General features: G+C 36.8%; 9 protein-coding genes. 3 read left to right on the top strand and 6 right to left on the bottom strand.

Annotation, left to right across the window (positions count from 1 at the left end; all coding sequences use genetic code 11):
- The 6 genes from A9G45_RS04985 to rhlB all read right to left on the bottom strand — a co-directional run.
- Positions 1-327, bottom strand: a 327-nt coding sequence (locus A9G45_RS04985; RefSeq protein WP_141673613.1) for a hypothetical protein, incomplete at its 3' end; no start/stop codon positions are given.
- A gap of 193 nt (positions 328-520) precedes the next feature.
- A complete protein-coding gene (locus tag A9G45_RS04980) occupies positions 521-1543 on the bottom strand; it encodes a hypothetical protein (RefSeq protein ID WP_065567309.1) in 1023 nt (340 codons plus the stop codon).
- Positions 1544-1572: 29 nt separating this feature from the next.
- The gene (locus A9G45_RS04975; protein ID WP_065567310.1) at positions 1573-4185 is read right to left on the bottom strand and encodes a YwqJ-related putative deaminase; all 2613 of its coding nucleotides are present in this window, start codon (positions 4183-4185) and stop codon (positions 1573-1575) included.
- Between the two features lie 2 nt (positions 4186-4187).
- Complete coding sequence (gene vgrG / locus A9G45_RS04970) at positions 4188-6641, bottom strand: type VI secretion system tip protein VgrG (RefSeq protein ID WP_065567311.1); 2454 nt, start codon at positions 6639-6641, stop codon at positions 4188-4190.
- A complete protein-coding gene (locus tag A9G45_RS04965) occupies positions 6587-7111 on the bottom strand; it encodes a hypothetical protein (protein ID WP_065567312.1) in 525 nt (174 codons plus the stop codon). The genes vgrG and A9G45_RS04965 overlap by 55 nt, the downstream gene beginning before the upstream one ends.
- An 872-nt stretch (positions 7112-7983) precedes the next feature.
- A complete protein-coding gene (gene rhlB, locus A9G45_RS04960) occupies positions 7984-9213 on the bottom strand; it encodes an ATP-dependent RNA helicase RhlB (RefSeq protein ID WP_065567313.1) in 1230 nt (409 codons plus the stop codon).
- A 152-nt stretch (positions 9214-9365) separates the two neighbouring features.
- On the opposite strand from rhlB, the gene trxA reads away from it, so the two are divergent.
- The 3 genes from trxA (at position 9366) to gndA (ending at position 12925) form a co-directional block, all read left to right on the top strand.
- A complete protein-coding gene (trxA, locus tag A9G45_RS04955; protein ID WP_065567314.1) occupies positions 9366-9692 on the top strand; it encodes a thioredoxin TrxA in 327 nt (108 codons plus the stop codon).
- A 379-nt stretch (positions 9693-10071) separates the two neighbouring features.
- Entirely contained in the window at positions 10072-11334 is a 1263-nt protein-coding gene (gene rho / locus A9G45_RS04950) for a transcription termination factor Rho (protein ID WP_034910472.1), read from the top strand.
- Between the two features lie 175 nt (positions 11335-11509).
- Entirely contained in the window at positions 11510-12925 is a 1416-nt protein-coding gene (gndA, locus tag A9G45_RS04945) for an NADP-dependent phosphogluconate dehydrogenase (protein WP_065567315.1), read from the top strand.
- The last annotated feature ends 201 nt before the right edge of the window (positions 12926-13126 follow it).

The following is a 13126-nucleotide window of genomic DNA, read 5'->3' as shown; positions in this document are numbered from 1 at the left end:
ATCTGTTTCTGCATAATCTAAATAGCGTGATTCAATCCTTTTACATGCATTATTTTCCCACTCCAGATACCAAGTTCTATCGCCAGTTGTTTCGGTAATATCAATATGTTTTTCTTCGTACCTTTTTATTCGACCTGTACCATCAGGATGATAACTAATATCTTTTACAATCCAACCGTTAATACATAGTGATTCACCTAATACAAATCCTGAAGAGTAATCATAAAATAAACCAGTAAAAGGCTTACCGTGATAAGTATAAGGAATATCATTCATTTCATAATCAAAGTCACCACTATGTAGCAATTCATAATCAACTTTTACCATACCGTTAGTTCCAAAAAAGCCATAATCTCGACTACCTGTAATAATACCATCGGTAATTTCGTATACCTGATAAAGTTGATTATCTCGATGATCGTAAGCTTCGCCATTAAATGCGTATCGTTATAAAAGTAGTCATTACTGCGCTTTTCTAGTTGATTCAGTTCTATTCTGACTATCATGATTTTTTAATCTGTTAAGTAAGCTGTTGTTTTAAGTCATCCGGTAAATATTTCTCGAAAATATTTTCATCGTCATCCTCTAAAATGACGTCAATAGAGCAACTTTCTTTCAATAAGAAGAGTGCTGAGGCTAACTCATAAAAGCGTTGTTTTTGTTGTTTAATGAATAAAGGCTTATCAGTTTCATAAATTTTCCATTCTGATATTTTTAATTGCTGTAAAGAGTGTAACTTTTGTATTTTTGTTATAGTTAACGGTTGAACGTTAGTGTGAAATAACTCTAACTGCTTAACCTGATTTAACAGTCCACGATCTAACCATTGGTTAAATAATGAATCCTCAATTGACCAGATAGAGAGGTTATCGGCAAAAATATCCTGTTTTGCCAATAAATCATCAAAGGTTTTAAAATCAAGACCTAAATCATCTCTAGGTACTAATAGTGACACATAAGCATAATCATCTTTTATAATCACTTGTTCAATCTGTTTTTGCTCATTGAAATGTAATTCTAAATTACCTGAATGATCTGTTTCTGCATAATCTAAATAGCGTGATTCAATCCTTTTACATGCATTATTTTCCCATTCTAAATACCATTCTCTATCTCCAGTTGTTTCGGTAATATCAATGTCATTTTTTTCGTAACGTTTTAATCTACCAGTTCCATCAGCAAAAAAACTGATATATTCAACTAACCAACTGTTAATAAATATTGCTTCAGCCAATACAAAACCAAATCTGTATTCATATGCGATACCAGTGAATGGTTGTCCTTGAAAATAGTATGGCAATTGATTCATCTCATAATCAAAATATTCACCACTGTTCAATAAATCATAATCAATTTTAATCATACCTTCGGCTTGTAAAGCGCCATAATCTCGGCTACCTGTAATAACGCCATCGGTGATTTCGTATACCTGATAAAGCTGATTGTCTCGATGATCATAAGCTTCGCCATTAAATGGCGTATCGTTATAAAAGTAGTAATTACTGCGCTTTTCTAGTTGATTGAGTTCGATTCTGACTATCATAATATGGATTCCTTAATTTTTTACTCTATTTAATCATCAACCCTTCCGGTTGGAATGTGAATGCCTTTTGATTTGGATAGAATACCACTACAGTGTCGGCAGGCTGGGAATGCTTTACCTTGCTCATATTCGGTTAAGCGAATGGTATACACTTCAATTTTGTCTAGATATTCGTCAACATTTTTCCCTTTTGCCTCTAATTGCTGAAATACATTATTAGTTGATAACACTTCAGCATGCATACCCGGCAAGCCATCAATTATACGAAACTGTTGATTATTCGCAATAAATTCTCTGATTAATCGTTCAGTCGTTGGGTGCATCTTAGCAAAGTCCGGTGTAACAGTGGGATATAAGCTACTCGAACCTAAATAAGATTCTTTCAATAATTTCATATATGCGCCTACATCAATAAATCGGTAATAAGTTGCATCGATCGCTTCAACAAGTTTCACTCTACCATTTTTTAACTCTTTATAATATGGCACTTCTAAATTATAAAAATTTGCTTCCGAAACAATTCCTTCGACTTCGCAACGAGTTTGGGCTAAAGCAACTCTTTTAGTGATGTTTATCTTTTCATCTTTTCTCCAAACCTTCAACTCATCTTCTAACTCTTTCTGACCTTGCTTTTTACTTGCATGGTTAGTGGAAACCGTAGTTTTACTTTCGGTTTCACTTGTATTCGATTTTCTTGTGCCTGAGTTTAAATCGGTTGTGTAGGTAATATTCCCTTTGTCTTTATTTAATGATGAGAATTCTTGACCTTTGGTTAAGTTTTCATCCAATATTCTATGAAAATATTCACCCGGTACCGCTTTTGCTTTGTTTTCCATACTTAATAGTTCCCACTTTTGTGGGTATATAGCAGATAACGTTTTTTCTACGCCGTTTTCATAAGTTATTTGAACTGAAAGTGTTTTGTTATATTGCGTATCTTTTGTGTATGGCATTAAACTGGGTATCTCATCGGCAATATTTGATACCGTATTAGGCGAAGCAGGTAATACCTGATTTGAGTTTTCCACTCGATTGGGTACTGGGGATGACTCTGTTTTTTGGCTCGGTATTTTGCTTGGTACCTCAGAGAGCGAATTTTCAATACCCGGTTTTGGGAAATGTTCTTCACCTGAAATATATCGATCTATCTTTTCCAGGCTCATGGTGGTTTTAGAGTGATACGGATCATTCTTTAATGCAGTAAGGTTTTTTTTGCTTCCGTGAATACTTATTGTGATAAGTATCCCATCCATGATACCTCTTTTGATTAGTGCAGAGATTTTAGATAATTTGATATCAGCTGGTAGCGTTTTATTGTTCATCACTGAATAAATGGCTTCGGCTAGTTCTTCAGTTATCAAAATGCCTTGTAATGAATCTGCACTTATTTGACCTATTAACGTGATTTTAACGGCTTGTTTTTGGCTAAGATTGGTTAATAATAGTGTTTTACTACTCCATTTTGCCGATGCGATAATTGTACCGCTAGCAAACACATTAGAAACTATTGTTAAGATGTCAAATGAATCATCTTTCCAATTACCAAAACCTTCTCGATGCCGATCAGCAATATTGATAACCGCTGAAGTCGTTGACGCCGCAATCGATGACCATATTAACCCTGATACCACTCTTGAACCGGGCACTGGAGCAACTAATGTAATGACACCCGCAACCACTATTGCCGCAAATCCTAATGATGCGAAGGCATCAGATAAGGAATCTGAATCACTTTTACCATCTGTATCAAAATTAATTTCAATACCGCCATAAATAATCTCTTTCCCTAAGATAATCCGATTATCATCATCAAAAGTGACTTCTTTTGCAATGCCAAATTGTTTATCTACTGCGGCATAGCCTTTAATAGTGCCTTCTGGATAACGGTTATCTTTATCCCAACATTCAAGTGCTTGCTTAATGGCGTCTTCTTTTGTTTCGCCTTTGCCAACATAGACACCACAAAATGACCTATCGACAGGGCTAGTCCAGTCAATTAAATGAACTTCGTTATCATTATAAAAATAGCACACTCTTAATGACATATCTTCACGTTCGCCATAAATGCTTGAAATATGTTTAACGTGAACTTGTCCAAAGTTTTCGCGGCAATCAGCCGGCACTTTATCAAGCAAAAATTTGAGTTTCTCCTTGAAGAGCTTTAACGATTCCATTCGATTTTGATAAGCCTGTTCATCCTCGGCTGATAGCTGCTGTTGCTTTTCTTGCACTAAGATCCAGTCAATTTGCTGAGTTAAATTTTTATAAAAAATAAATGGATTTTCTGACTCTTCGGCAGTATTTGTGGAATACGCAACACTTTGTTTTGCATTAATCACATTTTGGATATATTCAATATATTCCTTTTGGTTACCGTATATTATTTCGCAAACAATTTTGTGACGCCCTTCAATAGCCCATTTTACTTCGTTCCATTGAGTTGAATTTTGAGGTCCATTAATGACTTTTCCTAGGTATTTATCATCAGTTCTGAACGAAATATGGTTATAACACATCCATGACGCCCGAATTTGTTCAAGCGCAGGTGCGTCGGGATTGATTCTTTGTAAAGAAAAAGACATGATCTTTCCACGTATCACATTAGTTAAATTGGGTTTAGCCACAATTCGATAATTTTGCATGGTTATTCCTTATTTATAGATACTTTATATTTAGTCGTTTTGATATCTGCTTTTGCAAATAAATAATCGATAGCTAATTTATCTTTGTGGTAAGGCCCTAATGCTTGGTAAATATCTTTTACCATGTCTTTTCCATAAATTTCCTTATAGGCATCAATTGTCATTTCAATGGTATTTTTGGAATAAGCTAAATACCCAATCATCTGTTTTGAATTTATCGCTTCAATGGCTTTATGTAATCGTTGAGCATTGGCTTTCGCTAAAATGTCATCATCATCTGGAAACTGATAATAATAGTCCATATTAGGAGGAACATGTTTTAATACCACTTTTCCTTCGCGATCTAAACGACCTTGTCTAAATTCACCATTATCAAAACGAACTTGATATTTAGTCGTTGGAATTGGGTAACCATCATCGGTTTCAAGATACAGTGTTATTCCTTCTTGTTTATCTTGTGTGGTAAAAGTTTGAGGAATAGCACCTGATAAAAGTGTCGACTTATAATCTAACGACGATACACCCATCTTTTGCATCACGTTACATTTAAAATACACATTATCTTGCGTGCCCAGTTCAATGCCTGCACTGCTGATTTTGATGTACGAACCACCACAGATAAGCTTGATTTCATCGCTGGCGGTGATAGTCACTTTGCCGTCAACACTATCCACTTTGATATCTTGCTTGGCTGCCATATTAAGGTTGGCATTTTGGGCTTGCACCTCAATATCGCTTTGGTTAGCAAATAGCTTCATACCTAATTTTTGGGCAAACAAGCCAATCGCTTCAGCCGATGATACGGTGATGTTTTTTAATGCGGTGATATCGGTTTGATTTTCGCTGGTTAGGGTTAAGCTGTTGTTTGTTGTCAATTGGATGTTTTCTGGGCTGGTTAAAGCAATGCCTTCTTGCGCATAGGCCAGTAGGCCACTTTGGGTTAGCTCGCTTAAGTTGGCTTTAAGCTGGTCTTGACTGTCGGTATCGGCGCTGTGTGCGTCGGACTGGGTAGCGGCATTTTGTAGGGCTTTGGCAATCGATAAGGCATTTTCAAGTTGGCTTATTGCCGCTTGCATATCCAGTTGTTTGCCTTGTGCTTTCGGCTCGGTTTGGGTGGTTAAGTATAAGCCTCTATTGGCAGCAATCGCCCCCCATTCATCCGTCCTCAGTTCAAAGCCTTCACCACGTTGTGCTTTTTTATTATCGACTAAATGCCCTAAATTAAGTTGGCTTTTGCCATATTCGGTGGCAAGTTTGATATGCTCTTGACCGCGTTTATCATCCATGCGCAGTTTGTTGTTGGCGGGGGTGCGAATGACATTGCGGTGTTTGTTTACCGTGGTCACATGGTCAGGGTGGGCGCTGTCGTGCATGGCATGGGCAATATACGGCCTATCGGGATTGCCATTCATAAAGGCAATGGCGACTTCGGTGCCGTCAATTAACGGGAAGTGAAAACCATAAGTGTTACCCGAATAAGGTTTTGCTAAGCGTACCCATAAGCTTTCAGTACCCTTTTTCCACGTTTTTAAGTCAAAGTTAAATTTAACTCGGTAGCGCCCGTGAGTGTCAATATAGCCGTAGGTGTCATTATCAGGGCTAGTGACTCGTGCGGGTAAGGTGCCGCTGACTTGTGGCCAGCGTATAGGCGTAGGGCGATAAGGTTTTAAGGCTTGATAGGGAATGGCGGTAAAGGTAAGTGCATAGGCATCAGTACGGTTACCTTGTCCTTGCACACTTAAAATAATCACCCCCTCTTCAATCGATTTTAACGGACTGCCCGTGATGTTAATAAGTTGTCCTGGGGCTAATTGATAGCGGTTGCTTTTACCCGTGAGGATTATTTGCTGGCTAATCGCCTGCTCATGGCGGATTTTGGCATACCATTGACCGCTTTCAATGGCGTTATCTTGTTCAATGCTGTCATCTTGCGGTGACGGGGTAGCGGTTTGTACTTGGTTGGGATTAGTGGCTTTGTCATTTGGCTTGCTCTGCTGACCTTGTCCGCTTTTATAATGCTCTTCGTAACGGTAATCAGTGCCTTGCGTGGTGGTGGTTTTCGGTTGGGTGTTGATATCGGTGAGTAAATCGGCTTTGGCATCACGGTAGTTATAGTCTTGAACGGTCACTGAGGCCGGTACCACTTCGCTATGTAAGGTGATATCCCAAACACTTTCCACGCCCGTATCGGCCATGCCACTCGGCAGTTTATAGTCGATATTGGCCACCTGTGCATAGCCTTGTTCATAATCACTTAACACCATCACATCACAATCATGTTCGGCATGGGTTTCAAAGCGAAACCAGATACCGACATCAGCCAATAAGCGTTGAATAAATTCTAGGTCGCTTTCTTGCCACTGGGTGATAAACTCCCGTTCAGGGTAGCTGTCTTTGAGCGCTAACCGGTAATCAATGCCGGTAAAGCCGTGACTGCGTAGCACTTCTTCAACCACACTGACCACGCTTTGATTTTGAAATATAGCACTATTTTTCCCACAGCCAGCCGTGCTAAGCGCGAAGATAACACAACTTGGTAATGGGCTTCATCTTTATTGACTGATAGCTGGCTAAATTCAGTGATGACCCCATACAAGGTGCGTTTATTGGTGACGGCGGGCAAGTCGCTTAACGAACGAATAGCCGAAGTTAATGGTTTGTTAATAACAGGATTAAAGCAGAAAGTCGATTTTTGATTAAGGAACGCATCGGGCGATAAGGTTTTGTCAGGGCTGGTAAAGGTAACCACATAATGCCAAGGTTGATTTAACTGCTCATCACCGTCAACATGCAAAACTGAAATTGGTGCGGTCAACCCATCAACGGTTAAGGTATAGCGGTTATGACTAACGCCCCCTAAGCCGGCCATTAAATGGCTAAACTCGCCACCGAGTTGATCCAAAAGATGATTAAGCTCGTTTGCCATGGTGTTCTCCCTTTTCCTTTAAATCAGTGCAAGCTATTTTTAATTGATGCTGTTAATTTATTGTTATATCTGGTTTGACTTATTATGACCGATAATTTAAGTGAGATATATAACGTTGTCAAATAAAATATTTGTTTTTTATCAATTGGTTATTTTAATGTTAACAGCTTATGTTAGTTGAATGAGTATGTTATTGATAGCAAAAGGCTAGTAAATCGAGAATAGGTAAGCTGTTTTTTAACTCTTATGCGTTGCATATTTAGAAAAGGCATTTGCCTATTTTTTGCTAATATACAGTTATTTTCAAAATTTTTTTGAGTATTCTTTCCAAAATTTAATGGATGCCAATTATGACCGCATAATAGAAAAAAATAGTGATAATAAATTTATGTAATACTATTTAAAAATGTTTTTGGAATTAACTATGTTAATTGTTTTTACAAGAAATTGATTTTATTCTTAAATAAATATTTTTATGAAGTTTTTGGTAACATGACTTATTGTTTTAGATAGTCACATAGTTTGCTTTCTTTTGTTCTATGTTTTACCTATTTTAGACTTAACAGCGTAATTAGCATGAAAATCTTAGTGGGTTTTTCTGCTTTATCTGCATTTCGTGTGCGTAAAATCTTATCTGTTTTTCGTGAAAAATCCATTACTGATTATTAATCATTACTGTTACTAATATTGAAGCGCAATATTTAAAGCGTTCAACTATGAAATTAAATTGGCATGTTATTATTTTTACAAATTAAAATAATATTAATCAGTTAATTATTATTCAATTTATTGTCATGGGCGGTGTATCATAATAACAGTTTTATCTTAAAAGCCATTGAATTTACGATAAAACTGTTATTTTTATAATATTTTTATGTAGATGATCTTCTACGTGATGGACGCCGAAAAGGTTTTGGCGTTGGTAAATCAACTAATAATGCAGAGGGGTCATATTGGCTAACGGGAATAGCATGATCAATTGCTTTTTCAATTGCGGGTAAGTTTTGCGAATAACGCTCGCAGGCAAGGGAAATCGAGTATCCCTCAGCTCCCGCCCGCCCTGTACGACCAATACGGTGTCTGTAATCGTCACAATCATCAGGTAGATCATAATTAAATACATGGGTAACATTAGGAATGTGTAAACCTCGAGCAGCCACATCGGTCGCAACTAAAATATCAAGATTACCTTGTGTAAATTGCTCTAAAATTGATAAACGTTTTTTCTGAGCAATATCGCCAGTGAGTAATCCAACACGGTGCCCATCAGCAACAAGATGTCGCCAAATCTTTTCACAAGCCACTTTGGTATTAGCAAACACAATACAGCGATCTGGCCATTCTTCTTCAATAAGTGTTTGTAAAAGCGCTAATTTATCTTCATTTGACGGAAAGAATAGTTCTTCTTTGATTCTGTGACCAATCTTTTGTTCTGGCTCAACTTCAACATACTGTGGATTGTTCATATGTTCAAATGCGAGCTCACGCACATTATGTGTTAATGTTGCAGAAAACAGCATGGTTAGCCGTTTTTGCGGTGGCGTAATGTGTTTGAAAATCCAACGTATATCACGAATGAATCCTAAGTCAAACATACGATCGGCTTCGTCTAAAACGACAACTTGAAGCGCTTCTAGGTTGATATAATTTTGTTTAGCATAGTCGATTAATCTTCCTGTTGTGGCAATTAATATATCTACGCCGTTAGATAGCATTTTTAATTGTTTATCGTAGCCATCGCCACCAAAAGCTAATCCTAATTTTAAACCTGTTTCTTCAGATAACGCTTGTGCATCATGATAAATTTGCACAACTAATTCTCGTGTTGGTGCAAGAATTATAGCTCTTGGTTGATTGGTTTTGTGATCAGGTAAAGGTTCATGATTCAACAGGTGATTAAATGTTGAGGCTAAAAAAGCCATTGTTTTGCCAGTTCCTGTTTGCCCTTGCCCAGCAATATCGATCCCTGTAGTGGTTAATGGTAATGTTTTTTCTTGGATTGGCGTACAGTAAACAAACCCTTTTTTCTCAAGTGCTTTTAACACCAAAGGATGAAGAGGAAATTGACTAAAAGTTGTTTGGGTAAGATATGATTGAATCATTATGGTTGCAGATATAATTATCAGAATCTGGAGATTATAACATACTAAATACCGTGACATCACTAATAATTATGTCCTATTATAATAATTACTAGCCGAGAAATGCAAAGTAATCTATTATTGTGTCAAGTTAAAGTATGTTGGAGATAGAAATGAGTAATAATATCGTTCTTTTATCGGAAGAGACATTCGATAAAACAATTAATGAATCAGCAAAACCTGTACTCGTTGATTTTTGGGCTCCATGGTGCCAACCCTGCCAAATGATTGCTCCTATTCTGGAGGAAATAGCTCAGGAATATAATGATAAAATTATTATTGCCAAATTGAACGTTGAAGAAAACCCTAATGTAGCGCCTAAATTTGGTATACGAGGCATTCCAACATTGTTGATTTTTAAAAATGGGCAAGTGGTTTCGACTCAAGTCGGTGCGCTATCTAAAGCGGAGCTTAAAAATTTTATCGATTCTCAATTATGAAATAGCCTTTATATTGCATAAGAACTAAGAATTGAATAAAAACTAAGATAATAATTATTAAGAGAGTAGTGCATTGTGTACCGCTCTTTTTGTTTGGCTTTACAAACAAGACTAATTAATGCAATTAAATCTAGACATATTGATATTTTTAGTGTAAATTGCGAGCTTCTTACAAATACTCCTTTCTACAAATTCATTGTTTTTATTGGTAAAGTGGTGAAATTCTACATACAGATCTTTAATTATCATCAATAGCTTAGTAATCGATTGAATTTATGTGCTGTAAGGGAAAGAATTTTTTATAAGTAAATGAAACAAAGAAACACAAATAGTATTAATTGCAAACATATCAATTTTATCCTCAAGAATTTTTAAAATTATGAATTTAACTGAATTAAAAAACACTTCTGTCTCTGAGCTTGTAGCGCTTGGTGAGAAAAAAATGGGGCTTGAAAATCTTGCCCGCCTTAGAAAACAAGACATTATTTTTGCGATTTTAAAGCAACATGCCAAAAGTGGTGAAGATATTTTTGGCGATGGTGTGCTGGAAATTTTACAAGATGGTTTTGGCTTTTTACGCTCTGCTGACAGCTCTTACCTAGCAGGACCAGATGATATTTATGTATCACCAAGCCAGATTCGGCGGTTTAATTTACGGACGGGTGATACTATTGCAGGTAAAATTCGCCCACCAAAAGAAGGCGAACGTTATTTTGCTTTACTGAAAGTTAACGAAGTCAATCATGATAAGCCAGAAGATGCCCGCAATAAAATCCTTTTTGAAAACTTAACTCCCCTTCATCCAAATTCTCGTTTACGTATGGAACGAGGCAATGGCTCTACAGAAGATATCACAGCGAGAGTACTTGATTTAGCCTCGCCAATTGGTAAAGGTCAACGTGGTTTGATTGTTGCACCGCCTAAAGCTGGTAAAACAATGCTTCTACAAAATATTGCACAAAGTTTAGCGGTGAATCATCCTGAATGTGAATTAGTCGTTTTAATGATTGATGAACGACCAGAAGAAGTGACCGAAATGCAGCGTTTAGTTAAAGGTGAGGTTGTTGCTTCAACATTTGATGAGCCGGCTGCAAGACATGTTCAAGTCGCTGAAATGGTTATTGAACGAGCTAAACGTTTGGTTGAACATAAAAAAGATGTCATTATTTTATTAGATTCGATCACCCGACTTGCTCGAGCTTATAACACCGTTGTTCCATCATCAGGTAAAGTATTAACTGGTGGTGTGGATGCGAATGCACTGCATCGACCAAAACGCTTTTTTGGTGCTGCTCGTAATGTAGAAGAGGGCGGTAGCTTAACTATTATTGCCACTGCACTGATTGATACGGGTTCTAAAATGGATGAAGTCATTTACGAAGAGTTTAAAGGTACAGGTAATATGGAAGTTCATTTATCACGTAAAATTGCTGAGCGCCGTGTGTTCCCTGCTATTGACTTTAATCGTTCTGGTACGCGTAAAGAAGATTTAATGACTTCACCGGATGAGCTACAAAAAATGTGGATTTTACGTAAAATTCTTAATCCAATGGGTGAAACTGATGCGATGGAATTTTTAATCGATAAGTTAGCCATGACTAAGACTAATGATGAATTTTTTGAAATGATGAAGCGTTCATGATTTGTTCAGTTGATAATAAATATTATTAAAGTAATGAAAAATAGCCGTATTGTATTCTGATACGGCTTTTTTTATGGCAGAATATAGCGTAATTTATAAAACTTAAGTACGTTATAGATATTGTTAAAAAAACCTTATGGTTAAGGTTATAAAGGTTTAATAAAGGAGCCAAATTATGTCAAAACAACAAATCGGTGTTATTGGAATGGCGGTTATGGGGCGAAATCTTGCACTTAATATCGAAAGTCGCGGGTTTTCTGTTGCTATTTATAATCGTTCTAAAGATAAAACCGAACAAGTCATGGCTGAGCATTCTGATAAACAGTTGGCTCCTTACTTTACGATTGAAGATTTTGTCAATGCATTAGAGAAGCCTCGCCGTATTCTTATTATGGTGCAAGCAGGTAAAGGGACTGATGCGGTGATTGATGAGCTACGTCCATTATTAGATAAAGGCGATATTATTATTGATGGCGGTAATGCTTATTTTGAAGACACCATTCGTCGCAATAAAATGCTTTCAGATGAAGGTTTTAATTTTATTGGTACAGGCGTTTCTGGTGGTGAAGAAGGTGCACTTAAAGGGCCTTCAATTATGCCCGGTGGACAAAAAGAGGCTTATGAGCTAGTTGCACCGATATTAGAGAAAATAGCCGCTAAGGCTAATGGTGAACCTTGTGTCGCTTATATCGGACCAAATGGCGCGGGTCATTATGTGAAAATGGCTCATAATGGTATTGAATACGGTGATATGCAACTGATAGCTGAAAGCTATTTTGTATTGAAACATGCTGCGGGTTTAACTAATGATGAACTAGCTGATGTGTTTACCGACTGGAATAAAGGTGAATTAGACAGTTATTTGATTGAAATCACAGCCGATATCTTTAGACATAAAGATGATGAGGGTAATTATTTAGTTGATGTGATTTTGGATGCAGCAGGTAATAAAGGCACAGGGAAATGGACCAGCCAAAGTGCATTGGATTTGGGGGAACCTTTGTCTTTAATCACTGAGTCTGTATTTGCACGCTATTTATCAGCTATTAAAGATCAGCGCATTTCGGCTGCAAAAGTGTTAAAAGGCCCGCAAAACGAACCACATAGTGGTGATAAGAAAGTGCTTATAGAGAAGGTTCGTAAAGCGCTGTATATGGGTAAAATCATCTCTTATGCGCAAGGTTTTGCGCAGTTAAAAGCCGCATCTCATAAGTACCAGTGGGATTTAAATTATGGTGAAATTGCTAAAATTTTTAGAGCTGGATGTATTATTCGCGCCCAGTTTCTACAAAAAATTACTGATGCTTATGCCGATAACAATGAGATTGATAATTTATTATTGGCACCTTATTTTAATCAAACAGTTGAGGCTTATCAGCAATCATTACGTGATGTGGTGTCTTTAGCTGTACAACAAGGTATTGCAGTTCCAACACTTTCGGCAGCTATTGCCTACTATGATAGTTATCGTTCTGCGGTATTACCCGCTAATTTAATTCAAGCGCAACGAGACTATTTTGGTGCACATACCTATAAGCGTATAGATAAAGAAGGTGTGTTTCACACCGATTGGTTAAATATTGAATCATAGTATTTTCAATTTCTAATTCTATTTTTTTAACAAAAGTGCAGAACTTGCGGGCACTTTTGTTTCTCTTCTTTTCTCTTTTTATATCCCAATAATTTATAAATACTTGTCATTATTGATTTTAAACTTGTCAAGTTATTTTATTTATTAAAAAACCTAGAAAAACACTATATATGGTGTATAATTCGCTAATATTTACTATAT

Origin of the sequence: Gilliamella sp. HK2 (assembly GCF_001690265.1) — a bacterium.
Classification (GTDB): Bacteria; Pseudomonadota; Gammaproteobacteria; order Enterobacterales; family Orbaceae; genus Gilliamella; species Gilliamella apicola_C.
This window is presented reverse-complemented; position numbering and strand designations above follow the sequence as displayed.